The sequence below is a fragment of the Pseudomonas sp. MYb118 genome (assembly GCF_040947875.1).
In the GTDB taxonomy this organism is placed as follows: Bacteria; Pseudomonadota; Gammaproteobacteria; order Pseudomonadales; family Pseudomonadaceae; genus Aquipseudomonas.
On record NZ_JBFRXN010000004.1, the window covers coordinates 219,946 to 237,845 of the forward strand.

Annotated in this window: 15 protein-coding genes; 9 read left to right on the plus strand and 6 right to left on the minus strand. The window is 62.5% G+C overall.

From position 1 onward, the window contains the following. Nucleotides 1-404: 404 nt before the first annotated feature. Entirely contained in the window at nt 405-944 is a 540-nt protein-coding gene (locus ABVN20_RS27065) for a PaaI family thioesterase (RefSeq protein ID WP_368558862.1), read from the minus strand. Nucleotides 945-1,146: 202 nt separating this feature from the next. On the opposite strand from ABVN20_RS27065, the gene ABVN20_RS27070 reads away from it, so the two are divergent. Then, on the plus strand, nt 1,147-2,013 hold the full coding sequence (locus ABVN20_RS27070; RefSeq protein ID WP_368558863.1) for a pirin family protein: 867 nt from the start codon (nt 1,147-1,149) through the stop codon (nt 2,011-2,013). A 103-nt stretch (nt 2,014-2,116) separates the two neighbouring features. Next, the gene (locus tag ABVN20_RS27075; protein WP_368558864.1) at nt 2,117-3,559 is read left to right on the plus strand and encodes a mechanosensitive ion channel domain-containing protein; all 1,443 of its coding nucleotides are present in this window, start codon (nt 2,117-2,119) and stop codon (nt 3,557-3,559) included. Nucleotides 3,560-3,683: 124 nt separating this feature from the next. Here the strand turns inward: ABVN20_RS27075 and ABVN20_RS27080 are convergent, their stop codons facing one another. The 3 genes from ABVN20_RS27080 to ABVN20_RS27090 are packed head-to-tail and all read right to left on the minus strand — an operon-like array spanning nt 3,684 to nt 7,576. Further along, complete coding sequence (locus tag ABVN20_RS27080) at nt 3,684-6,101, minus strand: TonB-dependent siderophore receptor (protein WP_368558865.1); 2,418 nt, start codon at nt 6,099-6,101, stop codon at nt 3,684-3,686. Nucleotides 6,102-6,116: 15 nt separating this feature from the next. Continuing rightward, nucleotides 6,117-7,073, minus strand: a complete 957-nt coding sequence (locus ABVN20_RS27085; RefSeq protein WP_368558866.1) for a FecR domain-containing protein — start codon at nt 7,071-7,073, stop codon at nt 6,117-6,119. Then, the gene (locus ABVN20_RS27090; RefSeq protein WP_368558867.1) at nt 7,073-7,576 is read right to left on the minus strand and encodes a sigma-70 family RNA polymerase sigma factor; all 504 of its coding nucleotides are present in this window, start codon (nt 7,574-7,576) and stop codon (nt 7,073-7,075) included. Before ABVN20_RS27090 ends, ABVN20_RS27085 begins: the two co-directional genes overlap by 1 nt. 213 nt (nt 7,577-7,789) lie before the next feature. On the opposite strand from ABVN20_RS27090, the gene ABVN20_RS27095 reads away from it, so the two are divergent. Then, nucleotides 7,790-8,230, plus strand: a complete 441-nt coding sequence (locus ABVN20_RS27095) for a carboxymuconolactone decarboxylase family protein (RefSeq protein WP_368558868.1) — start codon at nt 7,790-7,792, stop codon at nt 8,228-8,230. Between the two features lie 28 nt (nt 8,231-8,258). Here the strand turns inward: ABVN20_RS27095 and ABVN20_RS27100 are convergent, their stop codons facing one another. Next, entirely contained in the window at nt 8,259-9,851 is a 1,593-nt protein-coding gene (locus ABVN20_RS27100; protein WP_368558869.1) for a DHA2 family efflux MFS transporter permease subunit, read from the minus strand. Next, a complete protein-coding gene (locus ABVN20_RS27105; protein WP_368558870.1) occupies nt 9,848-10,969 on the minus strand; it encodes an HlyD family secretion protein in 1,122 nt (373 codons plus the stop codon). Before ABVN20_RS27105 ends, ABVN20_RS27100 begins: the two co-directional genes overlap by 4 nt. Nucleotides 10,970-11,269: 300 nt before the next feature. Between ABVN20_RS27105 and ABVN20_RS27110 the strand changes: the two genes are divergently transcribed. The 6 genes from ABVN20_RS27110 to ABVN20_RS27135 all read left to right on the plus strand — a co-directional run bounded on the left by ABVN20_RS27110 (nt 11,270) and on the right by ABVN20_RS27135 (nt 17,885). Beyond that, on the plus strand, nt 11,270-11,620 hold the full coding sequence (locus tag ABVN20_RS27110; protein WP_368558871.1) for a hypothetical protein: 351 nt from the start codon (nt 11,270-11,272) through the stop codon (nt 11,618-11,620). 114 nt (nt 11,621-11,734) lie between these two features. Beyond that, a complete protein-coding gene (locus ABVN20_RS27115; protein WP_368558872.1) occupies nt 11,735-12,154 on the plus strand; it encodes a PAS domain-containing protein in 420 nt (139 codons plus the stop codon). A gap of 6 nt (nt 12,155-12,160) precedes the next feature. Next, nucleotides 12,161-13,711, plus strand: coding sequence for a sulfite reductase flavoprotein subunit alpha (locus ABVN20_RS27120; RefSeq protein ID WP_368558873.1), 1,551 nt, complete (start codon nt 12,161-12,163; stop codon nt 13,709-13,711). 723 nt (nt 13,712-14,434) lie between these two features. Next, a complete protein-coding gene (locus ABVN20_RS27125) occupies nt 14,435-15,544 on the plus strand; it encodes a polyamine ABC transporter substrate-binding protein (protein WP_368558874.1) in 1,110 nt (369 codons plus the stop codon). A 29-nt stretch (nt 15,545-15,573) separates the two neighbouring features. Beyond that, on the plus strand, nt 15,574-16,992 hold the full coding sequence (locus ABVN20_RS27130) for an aminotransferase (protein ID WP_368558875.1): 1,419 nt from the start codon (nt 15,574-15,576) through the stop codon (nt 16,990-16,992). Continuing rightward, a complete protein-coding gene (locus ABVN20_RS27135) occupies nt 16,989-17,885 on the plus strand; it encodes a LuxR C-terminal-related transcriptional regulator (RefSeq protein WP_368558876.1) in 897 nt (298 codons plus the stop codon). Before ABVN20_RS27130 ends, ABVN20_RS27135 begins: the two co-directional genes overlap by 4 nt. Nucleotides 17,886-17,900 lie beyond the last annotated feature (15 nt).

The window sequence follows — 17,900 nt, forward strand, 5'->3', positions numbered from 1 at the left end:
TCAGTGGGAATGAGCACGAGTATCCGCGCCGGCATCCTTGAGAAAAACCGCTGATTGGGCAAAGCAATATTTACCGTAAGTCATGAATCGGCCGGCCCCATCGCGAGCAGGCTCGCTCCCACAGTTTTTTGTGGTTGGCCTGGAGCCCTGTAGGAGCGAGCTTGCTCGCGATGGCGGTGTGTCAGGCGCCGAAGATGTTAAATGTGCGGGCCCCATCGCGAGCAGGCTCGCTCCCACAGTTTTTTGTGGATGGCCGGAAGCCCTGTAGGAGCGAGCTTGCTCGCGATGGCGGTGTGTCAGGTACCGAAGATGTTGAATGTGCGGGCCCCATCGCGAGCAAGCCCGCTCCCACAGGGTTTTGTGGTTGGTCTGGAACCCTGTGGGAGCGAGCCTGCTCGCGAGTTTTACCCTCGGGCTTCGAGGATCATGCAGGTGGTGGATCCTGTCGCGTACAGGCGGCCGTCCACGTCGTAGATTCGTCCTTCGGCCAGGGCGGTGGAGCGTCCCAGGTGGATGATCTTGCCCTCGGCCCGCACCGGGCCGCTGGCGCCGGTCAGGGCGCGGACGTAGCTGATGCGCAGGTCCAGGGTCGTGTAGCCCTGGCCCTTTTTCAGTTGTGTGTGAATCGCACAGCCCATGCATGAATCCAGCAAGGTCGCGGCGTAACCGCCATGCACGCTGCCCAGCGGGTTGTAGTGCCGCGAGTCCGGCGTTCCCTGGAAAATGAACAACCCGGCCGACCATTGAATCGGGATGAAATCCATCAACGTACCAATCGGCGGGGAGGGCAGTTCGCCGTTGCCGATGCCATCGAAGAACTCGCTGGGCGATAACGCACTGACTTCGGCCAGGGACAGGCTGCCCGGCGCCGCCAGACGGGCGCGCATGGCGGCTTCTTCGGCGATCCATTGGGCGAGGGTGGTTTCGCGGGTCGGGCTTTGCATGTTCGTGTCCTCGAACGGGTGGCGATATTATGCTTGTAATCCACAGCGAATATTATGCTCGAAATAAAATCACCGCCAGCCCCACGCGTCGCACAACACTGTTCCACATTTGGAACGATCAAGTCTGTTTTTGCCATCTAGCGCTTCATTGGCTAGAAATTTATGCTTTATCCATTGGTTCAACCACAGATTTGGAGAGGGCATGAAAAACATCATCGGTATCTACACCAGCCCGCGAACCCATTGGGTCGGCGACGGCTTTCCGGTTCGCACGCTGTTTTCCTACGACAACCTGGCTCAGCACATCAGCCCGTTTCTGCTGCTGGACCACGCGGGCCCGGCGCAATTCTCGCCGACCACCGAACGTCGCGGCGTAGGCCAGCACCCCCATCGCGGATTCGAAACGGTGACCATCGTCTATGACGGCGAAGTCGAGCACCGCGACTCCACGGGCAGCGTCGGCAAGATCGGTCCGGGCGATGTGCAATGGATGACGGCGGCATCGGGAATTCTCCACGAAGAGTTCCACTCCGAAGGCTTCGCCAAAACCGGGGGCAACCTGGAAATGGTCCAGCTGTGGGTCAACCTGCCGGCAAAAGAAAAGATGGCTGACCCCGGCTATCAGACGATCCTGGACAGCGACATCCCGAGCATCCCGCTCAAGGATGAGGCCGGTCGCCTGCGTCTGATCGCCGGTGAATTCGAGGGTCATAACGGCCCGGCGCGTACCTTCACGCCGATTGATGTCTGGGACGTGCGGCTCAATGGCGGCAAGTTGTTGACCCTCGACCTGCACGAAGGCCGCAACAGCGCGTTGGTGGTGCTGCGCGGCACGGTTCAGGTCAACGACCAGGAGGAGGTGCGCGAGGGGCAATTGGCTCTGTTCGAACGCGATGGCCGGCAAATCAGCCTGGAGGCCAACCATGATGCGATCGTGTTGCTGCTCAGCGGCGAGCCGATCGACGAGCCCATCGTCGGTCACGGCCCGTTCGTGATGAACAGCGAGCAGGAAATCCACCAGGCGTTCGTGGATTTCCAGTCGGGTCGCTTTGGCCGGATGAGTGATTGACGCGCGGCAGGAGATGGTCTTCGCCAACACGTTTTTTTGTGTTGCTCACTGACCGGTAATTGCTCCTACACTGTGGCCATCCGTACCCGGCTGGAGCCGCTCGATGCTGTCATTGCTCACCAATCACCCGCTGATCTGTGCGCTGATCCTGATCCTCATCGACCTGGGGTTATGGCGCCTGATCAGCGCCAATGGCAGCAACTGGAAACTGCTGGTACGCCTGCTGATCTTTTCGCTGTTCAGCGTCCTGCTGTTCAACGAAGGCCTGAATCCGTTGCAACCCGCCCCTTGGGCCGATGACGTGCCGCTGCACCTGGCGGCGACCGGTTTGCAGATTGGCTGGTGGCTGTTCGGCGCGCGTACGCTGACGGTGCTGATCGGTGCGGGGATGATGCAGCGGGTCGGGCACACCGGGCGCCTGCTCCAGGACCTGCTCGGCGCGGTGATTTTCCTGATCGCGATCATTGCCGCCCTGGCCTACGTGCTCGACCTGCCGGTCAAGGGCGTGCTGGCCACCTCCGGCGCCCTGGCAATCGTCGTCGGCCTGGCCTTGCAAAGCACCCTCAGCGACGTGTTCTCGGGCATCGTCCTCAACACCACCAAACCCTATCAACTCGATGACTGGATCTCCATCGACGGCACCGAGGGTCGGGTCATCGACATCGACTGGCGCGCCACGCGCCTGCAAACGTCCCAGGGCAGTATGGCGGTGATCCCCAACTCGCTGGCGGCCAAGGCCAAGATCATCAACTTCAGCCGGCCGAGCGACATTTTTGGCGTGTCGATCAGCCTGCAACTGAGTCCCCATGCCCGCCCGCAGACGGTCATCGACGCATTGGAGCGGGCGGTGGAGGGCTGTCGTCACCTGTTGAGCAAGCCAGCGCCCAGCGTTGCGCTCAAGGCGTCCAGCGCCACGGGCGTGGAATATGAAATCAGCGGTTTTGTGGTCTCGATGGATCAGAAGCGCATGGTGCGAAACCTGCTGTTCGACCTGGCGTACCGGCATTTGCAGGCTTCGGGTGTCAGCCTGTTGTCCAGCGTCGAACCCAATACTCCCGGTGGCCTGTCGCGGCCACGGACATTGCTCGAGAGCTCGGCGATTTTCTCGACCCTGCGCCAGGAAGAGAAGGAAACCTTCAGCCAGCACATGACCCTGCAAACCTTCCGCGCCGGGGAAACGATCCTGCCGGCGGGGGAGGTCAGCGATCATTTGTTCATCATCGAGTCCGGCGTGGTGACGGTGACGCTGGTGCGCGCCGCAGCCCAGTTCGAGTCCGGGCGCATGGGGCCGGGCGAGGTGATCGGTGAGGGCGGCATTCTCTCGGATACTTCGCTGCCGGCCGAATTCAGCGCCAAGACCGCGTGCAGCCTGTACCGGATCGAAAAGGATTACCTCAAGCCGTGCCTGGACGCGCGGCATGACATTGGCGAGGCCATGAAGGCGCTGCTCGATTACCGCCTGCATCGGGCCCAGACCCTGACCGAGGAAGCGCCGAAGGTGGTGCAGAAGCGCGGGTTTTTGCAGTGGTTGCGGAACAGGGCCTGAGTGCGGGCTTCGTCTGTTCCACCGCTATCGCGAGCAAGCTCGCTCCTACAGGGGGCAGGGCAATGGCCAGCCACGAAACCTGTGGGAGCGAGCCTGCTCGCGATGGTTTCAACCGGATTTCAGCTCAGAAATCCACAGTCGCCGACACCTTCAGCGTCCGCGGCGTGCCTTGGGTCAGGTATCCCCCGAAGGCCGATGCCCAATAGGCCTCGTTCGCCACGTTCTCCAGGTTGGCGCGCAAGGTGATTGCCTTGTCATCGAGCCTGAAGGCGTAGCGCGAGCCCAGGTCAAAGCGGTTCCATGCCGGGATGCTCTGGGTGTTGGCGGCGTTCAGGTATTGCCCGCCCGTGCGCAACATCCGGGCGCTGAGCGCCGCACCCTCGATACCGGGCACGTCCCAATCGGCGCCGACGTTGAACTGCAAGCGTGGCACGCCCACCGCGCGGTTACCGTCATTGACGCCATTGGCGCTGCCTTCGATTTCGCTCTTCATCAGGGTCGCGCCGCTGAGCAGGCGCAAACCCTCCCAGGGCTCGCCGTAGAGGTTGAGCTCCACGCCCTTGTTCACCTGTTCGCCGTCGACCCGGAAGATGGCGTCCTGGGTGTAACTCGCCGGCTGTTCGATGCGGTACAGCGCGAGGCTGGCACCGTAGGTGTCCATGTCCAGGCGCACGCCGGCTTCGATCTGCTTGCTGCGCAGCGGGGCGAAGGTCTCGTCACGGTTGATCACGGTGGTCGGCGTCGCCGGGGCCTTGGCCAGGCCCTCGATGCGGTTGGCGTAGAAGGAAACGTGCTCCCATGGCTTGATCACCAGGCCATAGACCGGGGTGGTAATGGACTCTTCGTAGCTGGACGTGCGCGCACCGCTGGCGGTGGCCCAGCCATCGACCCTGATCGCCTGGCGTCGCGCGCCCAGGGTCAGTAGCACGCGGTCATCGAACCAGCCCAGGGTGTCGGACACCGCCACGCTGCGCAGGGTGTTCTTGCCGACGATGCGCGGGTCCCCGATGTCACTGCCAAACGAAGTGGCGGCCGGACGCGGCCTGTCGGTGACGTGATAAAGGTTGGTGTCATAACGCGAGGCGGCGCCGATGGTTTCGAACGCTGAGCGTTGCTGGCCCCAGATGCCCGCCAGGCCGACGTTGACCTGATGGCTGACGGCGCCGGTGTCGAAGTGGCCGTTGAGGCCGGCCATCAGGCTTTTGTTGTCTTCGTCGTGCGGCGGGTAAAGCATGCCGCCCTTGGCTGCGCCATTGAGGTCAGTGACGGTCAGCGACGAATACACACCGTTTTCCCGAGTGTGTTTGGCTCCCCCGGAGACATAGGCGCTCCAGCTGTCGCTGAGGTCGTACTCGGCGCGGGCCATGCCGAAGGTGTCCTCCAGTTGCGAATAACTCCAACTCTGCGCATAACCGGCGTTGGCGTCCGGCACCTTGGGCACCTTGCTCAGGGACGAATCGACGTAGACCACCGAGCGGCCCTGATTGATCAGCTGTTTCTGGTAGCCCAGGTCCGCCGAGAGGCGCAGGCGATCGCCGCGATAATCCACGCCGAGGCTGATCAGCGACGAGCGGCGGTCTTCAGCATCGACCGCGGTGTCACCTTCGCGTTGCATCAGGTTGAGCCGCGCACCGAAACGCTTGTCTTCGCCGAAGCGTCGGCCCAGGTCCAGATGACCGCCGACCTGGCCATCCGCGCTGTAATCGAGGGTGACGCTGCGGGTCGGCAGGTCCTCGGCGCGCTTGGGTTGCAGGTTGACGCCGCCGCCGATTCCGCTGCCGGTGGGGGTGACGCCATTGACGAAGGCGTTCGGTCCCTTGAACAGGTCGACCCGTTCCAGCGCTTCGGTGGCAACGATCTGTCGGGGCAGGATGCCGTACAGACCGTTGTAGGAGATATCGTCGGACACCAGCGGCAAGCCGCGAATCATGAACACTTGCGAGAAGTTGCCGAAGCCCAGGGACTGGCGGACCGAGGCGTCGTTGAGCAACACCTCGCCAACGGTCCGGGCCTGTTGGTCGGCGATGATTCTGGCGGTGTAGCTGGTGACATTGAATGGCAGGTCTTGCAGAGGCTGATTGCCGAGCATGCCCACTTGCGCAAATGTGGCGACCTGACCGCCGTAGGTGTCGTCGTGCAGGGCGTTGACGCGGGTGTCGTCCAGCTCCAGTGCGACGCTGGCGGGCGCGCGCGGCGCTACGGTGTAACCGCTGCCACCGGTGCTGATCAGCTCGAAACCGCTGCCTTGCAGCAAGTGGGCGAAGCCCGATTGTGCGCTGTAGTTGCCTTGCAACCCTGGGCTCTGACGATCACCCAGTTGCGCCGGGTCGAACGACAGCGGCACGCCGACCACCACGGCAAATTGCGCCAGGGCATGGCTGAGCAGGCCCGGTGCGATGTTGACGTCGCGGGCGGTGCTGGCACCGACGCCGTCAGCCGCCTGGCTGGTGGCGCCAAGCCCGACGGTGCAGGCCAGAGCCACGCTCAGGCCGAGCACCTTGAACGGATAGCCGGCGCGGCGGTGCAGGTGCGGTGCAGTCATTGCGGTTCAGGCCGCTCAGGCCCGGGGTTCGACCGATAGCCAGTAACGGGTCAGGCTGCTGATTTTCAGCGGCAACGTATCGCTGAGCAGACGCAGGCTGGCGTCGGTATCGCGCAGGGAGAACGCCCCCGACACCCGCAACCCGGCGATGTCGGCATGGCACCGCAGGATACCGGGACGGTAGCGGCTCAACTCACCGAGCAATTCGTCCAGGCGCATGTTGTTGGCCAGCAACATGCCTTTGTCCCAGGCCAGGGCACTGGTGTCGAAGCTCTCCACCGGGTCGAACCGGTCGGACTTGAAGGTCTGGCGTTCACCGGCGTTGATCAGGGTGCTCTGCGACAGCCGCAGCGGAGTGACTTCCACTTGTCCTTCGAGGACCGACACCTGGCTTTGCGACTCAAAGGTGCGCACGCAAAACCGGGTGCCCAGCGCACGGGCGAGGGCTTGCGGGGTTTCGACGATGAATGGCCGGCCCTGCGAATCCTTGGCGGTGCTGATCAGCACCTCGCCATCGAGTAGCTTGATACGCCGCTCCGCGGGGCTGAACGCAATGTTCACGGCGGTTTGCGTGTTGAGCAGCAACTCGCTGCCGTCGGGCAGTCGCAGCTGTTTCTGTTCGCCCACCGCCGTGCGCTGATCGGGGTTCAAGCGTTCCCAGGGCATGTGTTGCGCGGCGATGCCCAAGGGACCTGCCATCAGCAGCAGACCCAGGCGCGTCAGTGTCTGGCGACGACTGAGGCCATCGCGACGTGCCGCCCGGTGCAGCGTCTGCAGGGCGAGGTTGGCCGGTACGCTGCGAAATTCTCCCAGCAGCGCTTCGGCGCGCAGCCAGGCCTGAGCGTGTTCGGCACTGCGGTTGCGCCACTGGGCGATGGCCTGGTGATCGGACGGCGTCGCGGTCCCGGAATGCAACTGCACCAGCCAGTCGGCGGCTTCGCCGAGAATCTGCGGGTTGATCATCGGGTTCATCAGGCGACACTCAGGCAGGCAATGAACGCGGCGCGCATATGGCGCTTGACGGTGATCAGCGACAGGTTCAGGCGCTCGGCGATCTGCGCGTAGGTCAGGCCTTCGATCTGCGACAGCAGGAAGGTCTCGCGGGTAACGGCCGGCAGTTCGCGCAGCAGTGCTTCGATCCGCGTCAGGGTCTCGAGGATCAGCAGGCGGGTTTCCGGCGAAGGCACCTCGGCAGGGGGCAGTTGCGCGATGGTTTCCAGGTACGCGCGCTCGATGTCCTGGCGTCGCCAGCGGTCGACCACCAGGCCTTTGGCGATGTGGGTCAGCAGGGCCCGGGGCTCGCTGCCCAGTGGTTTGATGACTTGCCGGGTCAGCAGGCGCAGGAAGGTATCGTGTGCCAGGTCGGCCGCGTCGCAGCGATTGCCGAGTTTTCGATGCAGCCATCCCTGCAGCCAACCGTGATGTTCACTGTAGAGCGTGTGGATCTGCTGATTCGAAGGGTCGGCTGACAACATGGGTACAGGTACTCGATTCGGGCGTCCTGGCCTGACTGCAATTAAGAATTGATCGCATTCTAGTGGCGCGGGGTAACCGCTGGCAATTGGCCTGACGTACTTTATTTTCCCGGTGACGCCAATGGCCTCCTCGACTTCTGGAATATTGGTTATTTGCGCAGCAGCCCCGCGGGATTAACTTAGCTCCACACCCACTTGTCCCCGGAGTCAGCCATGCAACCTCGTATCGACTTCTACACCGCCTCCCCTGATGCACTCAAAGCCATGATGGCTCTGGAAGGCGCCGTTTCGAAACTGCCGCTGGAAAAGAGCCTGATCGAACTGGTCAAGCTGCGTGCGTCGCAGATCAACGGCTGCGCGTTCTGCATCGACATGCACACCGCCGATGCCCTCAAGGCTGGCGAAACCACGCGCCGCCTGTTCGCCGTGACCGCCTGGCGCGAGGCGCCGTTCTTCAGCGATCGCGAACGCGCCGCCCTGGCGTGGACCGAGTCCCTGACCGAACTGAGCAAGACCCACGCCCCGGACGATGTGTATGAATACGTCGCCGCACAGTTCAGCCCCAAGGAAATGGTCGACCTGACCGTGGCGATCTCCACCATCAACAGCTGGAATCGCCTGGCGGTGGGCTTCCGTAAAACGCCTCAGGAATGAGGGGGCAAGCTACGAGCTTGCTTTGCCATCAATGAGCATCGGCGCTCGGTGCTGCCGGTGGTTGTACCTTGCGCATCAAGGGCACCATGGCGGTGGCGATGACAAAGCAGGCGCCGATCAGCAGGAAGGTGTCGCCGTAGGTTTGCGTCTGCGCTTCGCGGTAGGTCAGTTGCCATAATTGATGCAGGCTGGCGCTCACACCGTTATCACCATTGAGGCCCAGGTTGGCGAAGTTGCTGCCGACCTGGGACAGCCACTGGTTCACCGCTTCGTGACGGCTGTTTAGGTTCTCCGCCAGCCGGGCGAAATGCAGGTTGGTGCGGTCGTTGAGAACCGTGGCACAGGCGGCGATGCCGATGGCGCCACCGAGGTTGCGCATCAGGTTGAACAGCCCCGAGGCATGTTTGAGCCGCGCGGGCGCCAATCCGCCCAGGGTCAGGGTGACGGCGGGCGGTACCGCCAGTTGCTGGGCAATCCCGCGCAAGGCTTGTGGCAGCATCAGTTCAGCGGAGCCCCAGTCATGGGTAATCGGGCTGAATTCCCACATCGACAGGGCGAACAGGCCAAGGCCGGTCATCATGATCCAGCGCAGGTCGATGCGATTGGCCAGAAAGGCATACAGCGGAATCGCCATGATCTGGAACACGCCGGTGGAGAAAACCGCCAGTCCAATGTCCAGCGCCCCATAACCACGCACCCGACCGAGAAACAGTGGCGTCAGGTAGATCGTGGCAAACAGACCAATTCCGGTGACGAACGAAAAGAAGCAGCCCAGGGCGAAGTTGCGGTCTTTGAGGGCACGCAAGTCGACGATCGGATTGGCCACGTAGAGAGTCCGACCGATAAACGCCAGGCCCGCCAGGCCGCTGATCCACGCCGTGGTCAGAATCGTACGGTCGCTGAACCAGTTCCAGCGCGGGCCTTCTTCCAGGGTGTATTCCAGGCACCCGAGGAACAGCGCGAGAAACAGCATGCTCAAATAATCAGCGCCCTTGAGCAGCGACAGTTCCGGCTGGTCGATTTTCACCAGCATCGGCACGGCCACCGCAACGAAGATGCCGGGCACCAGGTTGATGTAGAACAGCCAGTGCCAGGAGGAGACGTCGGTGATCCAGCCGCCGATCACCGGGCCCAGGGTCGGTGCCAATGACGCCACGGCGCCGATGGTCGCGGCAGCGATCACCCGCTGCTTGCCGGTGAAGAAAAAGAACGCGGTGGTGAACACCAGCGGGATCATCGAGCCGCCCAGAAACCCTTGCAGCGCCCGAAACGCGATCATGCTCTGGATGTTCCAGGCCACGCCGCAGAGCAGGCTGGCCAGGGTGAAACCCACGGCGGAAGCACAGAACAGCCAGCGTGTGGAAAACACCCGGGACAGCCAGCCGGACAGGGGAATCACGATGATTTCGGCGATCAGGTAGCTGGTCTGCACCCAGGCGGTTTCATCGGTGCCGGCCGAGAGCCCGCCACCGATATCACGCAACGACGCCGAGACGATCTGGATGTCCAGCAGCGCAATGAACATGCCGATGCACATGCTGGCGAAGGCGAACACCTTGGTCGCGGTCGCCATGTCGGCGGCATTGAAAGGCTGCGCCGGGGCGGCGAGGGCGCGGCTCATGGCGCGCTGGCCACGGCGGCGCTTTCAGGTTCCTTGCGGGTGTCGACCTCGGCGGTCACTGACAGGCCCGGGCGCAGGTGGCCGAGCACGCTATCGGCCGGGTCGAGGCGGATCCGCACGGGCACCCGCTGGACAATCTTGGTGAAGTTGCCGGTGGCGTTTTCCGGCGGCAGTACGCTGAACTGTGAGCCACTGGCCGGCGCCAGGCTGTCGAGACGACCGTGGAATGCCTGGCCGCCAAGCACGTCGGCGCGGATCACCACCCGTTGGCCGGGAACCATGTGCGCCAGTTGATCTTCCTTGAAGTTGGCGTCGACCCACAACCCGCTCGCCGGCACCACCGACAATTGTTGCGAACCGGCCTGCGCATAGGCGCCGACCCGTGCCCGACGATTGCCGATCACCCCGTCGATCGGTGCGCGCAGTTCGGTATAGCCGACGTTGAGTTGCGCCAGGTCGCGTTCGGCCCGGGCCTGGATCAGCGCCGCCCGGGCCTGCTGTTTCTGCGTTTCGATCACGTTCAACTGGCGCTGGGCGGCGAGCAGTTCGGCCTGGGCCTTCGAGCTCAGGGCCTGGGCGGTCTTGAAGGTGGCGTCGGCCCGCTGGGCGCTTTCCACGGAAACGGCATTGCTGCCGACCAGTTTTTTGTAGCGCAGGTTGTCGTCCCGTGAGCGCGCGGTTTCGGCACTCGCCGCCTCGATGCCGGCGCGGGCCTGGCCGATCACCGCCTCTTGCAGTTGCTGCGTGGCGTCGAGATTGGCGAGCAGGGCTTCTTCAGCGGCGACCGCGCCTTCGGCCTTGGCCAGGTTGGCGCGGTAGTCGCGCGAATCGAGGCGGATCAGTACGTCGCCGGCTTTGACTCTCTGGTTGTCGGTGACCAGCACTTCTTCAATGTACCCCGCGACTTTCGGCCCGATCACCGTCACGTCACCGCCGATGTAGGCGTCGTCGGTTTCTTCGATGAAACGGCCCGCGGTCCACCAGTGCGCGGCATGGACACCGGCGAACACCAGGGCGGCGATGGCCAGCGTCAGCACGACCAGGCGCTTGAGCAGGGGCGGGCGGGGCGCGCTCACCGGGGCAGCGAGATCGGATTCGAGGCTGGGCATGCTGGTCATGGAGGAATACCTGGGGAAAGTTGATATTTATTACGCATATAATATGACGTAGGTAATATTTCCTGACAATTGATTTCGCCTACCGGTGGTCAGGTGCTCGAACGCCCTCCGACTTACGGTCGGGTATACGCCGTTGAGAATTAGTCACAATGACTACCATGTAGTCTTGATGACTTGATTTGAATGTAGTTAAAAAGACTTCAAAGATACATAAGTCATTGAAAAACATGCATTAAAAAGTTGGCACGTTTAATGGAATGCTTTAGGCGTCTCCCTCCCTACCTCAAGCAGGAAATGATCATGACTCGTACGCTGCCGTTCAGTTTTACCCTCTGCCTGTTGTTTTCCCCGCTGGTCATGGCCGACCAGGTCGTTCGCGAAGTGCCGGACACCACCGCTGGCAAAGGTGCCGGCGCCGTCACCGGACTGATGGTCGGTGCCGTCGGTGGCCCGATTGGCGCCCTGATCGGTGCCGGTGCCGGTTTCTTCGCCGGTAGCTCGGTGCAGGAAGCGGCTGGCCTGACAGAAACCGCCTATGAAGTGAAAGACGCCAAGGGCGAAGTCAGCACCGTGCGTTCGCCCAATGCCAAGTTCGACGTTGGCCAGCAAGTGACGCGCAAAGGTTCGCGCCTGCAATCGCAGGACAGCTGAAACCGGTGCCAGCGCCATTTCATCCCGAACTCCTTTTTAGGATCCGGTCATGGGTCGGATCCTCTTTTTTCTCGGCAATCACAGTGTTTTTTTTACCAATCGAGGAGTAACACAATGCAAGCCATCAACGCCAAAGTCTTGAGCGCTCTGGAAAACGTCATGGTGATTTCCACCACCGACCTGCAAGGCAACATCACTTACGTCAACGATCTGTTCTGCAAGCTGACCGGCTACACCAGCGAAGAACTGCTGGGTCAGCCGCACAGCGTCGTGCGTCACCCTGCCGTGCCGAAAAGCACCTACAAGCAGATGTGGGACACCATCAAGAAAGGCGAAATCTGGACCGGCGTGATCCCTAACGTGGGCAAGGGCGGTGGCCTGTACGTGGTCGACACCACGGTGCAACCGCTGTTCGACGAGCAGGGCAACATCGTCGAGTACATCAGCATTCGCCGCGTGATCAACGACCTGATGAGCGACTTCGAAGGCCTGGAGTTCTCCAAGGAAACTTTCGACGAATACTACGACAGGTAAGTGGCCATGCCAGCTCTGATCGAACGCATCGTGATCGGTTATGGCTCGGAGTCCGGCAACGCCCGTGGGTTGACGCAACGCCTGTTGCGTCTGCCTTGCTTGCAGCCGTACGAACTGGCCGTGCAGGATCTCAACTCGCTGAAGCTCGACAGCCTGACCCCGCGGGACCTGCTGCTCATCGTGTGCAGCTCCTTCGGTGACGGCGAGCCGCCGGGCAATGCCGACTGTTTCATGGATCAACTGAACGAATTCGCCTCGATGGTCGACCAGCCCTACGCCATCTTCGGCCTGGGTGACACGGCTTATCCGACCTTCTGCGGTTTCAGCAAACTCATCGACGCCGCGCTCCTGCAAAAGCAGGCCAAGCCGTGGATCAACCGCGTCGATGCGGACACCGACTTCGAGGGCTTCTTCGACACCTGGTGCGCCACGCTCGAAGCGGTCCTCAAGGGCGACTGGCGTGCCGGCACGACCTTGCAGTTGCAAGTCACCGCCTATGGCGAAAAAGCCACCTGGCCGGCGCGGGTGATCTCACGCACCCGGCTCAACGGCACGGCGCCTTACGCCTGGCAGGTGCGCCTGGACATCGAAGGCAGCGGCATCAAGTACCGCGCCGGCGACAACCTGTACGTGCTGGCGCACAACGATGAAGCGCTGCTGGAGCAGATCGGCGAGTGGTTCGGGCGTGAAGAGGCGCGCGCCTTGCTGCGCGACAAAGAGTTACGCCAACTGAGCAAGTCGATGCTGCGCGACATTGCCAAGGTCAGCGGGCACGAAATGCTCAAGGGCCTGCTCAAGGTCAGTGCCCGCAAGGAGCTGGAAGCCTACCTGTATGGCCGCGACATGCTCGACGTGCTCAACGATTTCTGTGAGCCGGGCCAATTGAGCGTGGAGGATCTGGTGGAGTGGTTGCCAGAGGTTCTGCCCCGGGCGTACTCGATCGCGTCCCACGACAACCCCGGTTATGTCGACCTGTGCATCCGTGAGGTCGCCTATGACATGGACGAACGCACGCGCACCGGCACTGCCACCGGGCACCTGGTCGGACCGCACCCCGAGGCACAGGTGTTCGTGCGCAGCAATCCGGCGTTCCATCTGCCGCGGCAGGTCGAGCACCCGGTGATCCTGATCGGTACCGGCACCGGCATCGCTCCGTTGATTGCCTTGCTGGAACAGATCGAGCAACAGAACAGCCCTGGGCAGAGTTGCCTGATCTTCGGCGACCGGCGCCGGGATTCGGACTTCCTCTATCAACCGCGCCTGGAAAAATGGCAGGCCAACGGCGTGCTCGATACGCTGATCACTGCCTTCTCGAGGGACAGCGAGCAACGCTACTACGTGCAGGACGCCATGCTCGAACACGGCGCCTACCTGTGGGCCTTGCTCAGCCAGGGCGCGCATCTGTACGTGTGCGGCAACAAGAGCAACCTGGAGCGGGCGATCGACGCGGCCCTGGTCAACATCGCCATGACCTTCGGCCGGCTGGGCGAGGAAGACGCGCAGACCTTCGTTGCCGACCTGGCGAGCAATCATCGCGTACACAAAGAACTGTATTGACGCTTCCCGTTTTGACGCGCAGACGAGCCGCAACTCGTCGCGCGTCTTTTTTTTGCCTGCTGTAGGAGCGAGCTTGCTCGCGATGGCGGCCTTCCGGTGTACATATCCATTTCTGCGGTAACGGCCGCTTTAGGTTCCGCCCTTACGGCGGGTGACTTTGGGGCGCCAAAGTCACCAAAACGCCCCGCCCCTGACGTACGGCCCTTCGCTGACGCTCAGGGTTCCCTCGCTCCGGTCCTGCTCCGTGGGCGCGCCGCCATCGGCCATCCATGGCCGGGGGCGGCTAACCCGGCATCCATGCCGGGTTGCCCACTGCGCAGAACCTCCACTCGGCCTCCCGACGGGGCAATCTGCGGTGCCCTTGGCATCGCGGTTCTGCTTTCTGTAGGAGCGAGCATGCTCGCGATGGTAGCCCAGACGCCGCGGGGCATCAGGCACCCAGCGTCATCGTTAACGACCATCGCGACGGTTCGACGCCTCGACAGGCTCGCTCCCACAGAAGATCAAGATATAAAGTGAGGCACGTTCCCTGTAGGAGCGAGCTTGCTCGCGATGGCAGCCCAGACACCGCGAGGCATCAGGCCCCAGCGTCATCGTCAACGCCCATTACAGGTGCCGGCCACGCACACACCCATTCGGGGTATGGCGCCTCTCGCCAAATCGACCAATAGTAGATCCACCTGCTCATCCCGAGCCGACTTCGCTTGATAAGGTGAATTTGCTATGCGCAAGGCCCTCACGGTGATTTCCAGCTTGTTTCTCGCTTCCCTGATAACAACCAACAACATCCAGGCCGCCGAGGTGGACGACAGCAAGACCCTGAGGCTCTACAACTGGGCCGACTATATCGGTGAAAACACCCTGGCCGAATTCGAGAAGGCCACCGGCATCAAGGTCATCTACGACACCTTCGACGCCTATGAAACCGTCCAGGCCAAGTTGCTCACCGGCCATTCCGGCTACGACCTGGTGGTGCTCAACGCTTCCCTGGCGCCGCCGCTGATCAAGGCCAAGGTGTTCCAGCCGCTGAACAAGAAACTGCTGCCGGGCTGGGCCAACCTCGACCAGAAAGTCCTCGAGGACATGCAGGGCTTCGACGCCGGCAGCCTGTATTCCGCGCCCTACACCTGGGGCAGCAACGGCATCACCTACAACGTCGACAAGATCAAGGAACGCATGCCCGACGCGCCCATCGGTTCGCTGGCGATGATCTTCGATCCGAAGATCGTCTCGCGCTTCGCCGACTGTGGCGTGACCCTGGTGGATGCGCCGACCGAAGTCATCCCGCTGGCCCTCAAATACCTGGGCCGCGACCCGCGCAGCGCCGCGCCGGCCGACCTCAAGGCCGCGCAGGAACTGCTGCTGTCGGTGCGCCCGTACATCCGCAAGTTCGACTCGGTCAACTACCTGACCAGCCTGCCCAACGGCGACACCTGCATGGCCATGACCTGGTCCGGCGACTACGCCACCGCCATGGCCCGCGCTGAAGAGGCCAAGTTGAAGATCAACCTGTCCTACTTCATTCCCAAGGAAGGCTCGCTGATCTGGTTCGACAACATGTACATCCCGGCCGACGCCCCGCACGTGGCCAACGCGCACAAGTTTCTCGACTTCCTGATGAAGCCGCAGGTGATGGCCGACGTCACCGATTACATCCACTACGCCAACAGCAACGCCGCCGCTACGCCGTTGCTCGATGCCGACGTGCGCAACAACCCCGCCATTTATCCCGATGACGCGACCCGTGAGCGCCTGTTTCCGCAAAAGACCCAGGACCCCAAGGACATGCGCGCCATCACGCGGGTCTGGAGCACGGTGAAAAGCGGCATCTGATCGTCAACTTACAGGTTTGAGGTTTTTGTATGGCTACTCCAACGCATGACGTAATGTCCGCCGCCGATGAATCGCGGCTGGCCAAGGCCGATAAAGCGCACTACATGCACGGCTACCACATGTTCGACGAGCATGCCGAACAGGGCGCCCTGAACATCGTCGCGGGTGATGGCGCCTACATTTACGATACTCAGGGCAACCGTTTTCTCGACGCGGTGGGTGGCATGTGGTGTACGAACATTGGCCTGGGTCGCGAGGAAATGGCCCAGGCCATCGCCGACCAGGTGCGCCAGCTGGCCTATTCGAACCCGTTTTGCGACATGACCAACAACGTCGCCATCCAGTTGTGCGAAAAACTCGCCAGCCTGGCGCCGGGGGACCTGGACCACGTATTCCTCACCACCGGCGGCTCCACCGCCGTGGACACCGCCTATCGCCTGATCCAGTACTACCAGAACTGCCGGGGCAAGCCGGACAAGAAGCACATCATTGCGCGCTTCAACGCCTATCACGGTTCCACCACGCTGACCATGTCGATCGGCAACAAGGCTGCCGACCGGGTGCCGGAGTTCGACTACGCCAACGACCTGATCCACCACGTGTCCAACCCCAACCCTTACCGCGCACCGGACGGCATGAACGAAGCGCAGTTCCTCGAGTTCCTGGTCAAGGAATTCGAAGACAAGATCCTGGCCATCGGCGCGGACAAGGTCGCCGGGTTCTTCGCCGAACCGATCATGGGCTCCGGCGGGGTGATCATCCCGCCCAAGGGTTATCTCAAGCGCATGTGGGAAGTGTGCCAGCGCTACGACATCCTCTTCGTCGCCGATGAAGTAGTGACGTCGTTCGGGCGCCTGGGCAAGTTCTTCGCCTCCAAGGACGTGTTCGACGTGCAGCCGGACATCATCACCACGGCCAAGGGCCTGACGTCGGCCTACCTGCCGCTGGGCGCGTGCATCTTTTCCGACCGCATCTGGAAAGTCATCGCCGAGCCGGGCAAGGGCCGCTGCTTCACCCACGGCTTCACCTACAGCGGCCACCCGGTGTGCTGCACCGCGGCGCTAAAGAACATCGAGATCATCGAACGGGAAAACCTGCTGGAGCATGTCGAGGAAGTCGGCAGCTACCTGGAGCAGCGCCTGGCCACGCTCGGCGACCTGCCACTGGTGGGCGATGTGCGCTGCGAGAAGCTGATGGCCTGCGTCGAGTTCGTTGCCGACAAGCGCAGCAAGGCGCTGTTCGCCGATGAAATCAACATCGGCGAGCGTATCCACTCTCGCGCCCAGGCCCGCGGCCTGCTGGTGCGGCCGATCATGCACCTGAACGTGATGTCGCCACCGCTGATCCTCACCCATGCCCAGGTGGACGAGATCGTCGAGACCCTGCGCGTGTGCATTCTCGAGGTGGCGGCCGAGCTTGAGCGGGACGGCCAGTACGCCGGCCAATGAGTCTGAGCAATCGTCGCTTACCGGGGCCCGGTTCTCCCGCTAGACTGCGGGGCATGAGCAAACCCAACGACGACACCCTGATCGCCTTGCCCTTCGGCGCCCTGCACAAGTGGCATGGCGAGCTGCGCAAGGCGTTCGCCGCCATCGACGAGCCCGACGCGCTGCGCCACCTGGCGTCGGCGTTCGGCCATCTGGTGTCGATCGAATCGGTGATGATCAGCCTGGAACACAAGGACCGGGCGCCGCAGTTGCTCTATCAGCAGGGCATCCCGGAGCAGTACCAGGTGGCGTTGCTCGAACGCTATTTCTCCGGCGGTTACCTGCTCGACCCGTTCTGCCTGGCGGTGGAGCAGGGGCTGGCCGAAGGTTTCTATCACCTGGAAGAAATCGCCCCGGACCACTTTTTCGACAGCGAGTACTACAAGACCTACTACCTGAAGGCCGGCAGTTCCGAGGACAGTTTCTACCTGGTGGACACCGGCAATGACACGCAGATCTCCGTGAGTCTGTTCCAGGGTTTTGGCGGGGAAAGCCTGCGGGTCGAGCAGTTGCACCTGCTACGGGCGGTGGAGCCGCTGGTGCGCGAGTTCATCGGCGAATTCGGTCGGCGTGGTTTGCAGCATCGGGCCGATCAGGGCGCGGGCGGGCGTGACGAATTAAAGCAGCGGGTGCAATCGGCGTTCGAGCATTTTGGCAGCGACCTGCTCACCGAGCGCGAGCGGGAAGTGGCGCACATGGTGCTGCGTGGGCATTCGGTAAAATCCACCGCCAGCCAGCTGAGCATCTCGCCGGAGACGGTGCGCATGCACCGCAAGAATCTGTACCTGAAGCTGGAGGTGGGGTCGCAGTCGGAGTTGTTTGCGTTGTTTATCGAGTGGTTGCGCAGGCATTAGGCTCTTTGTTGAGCC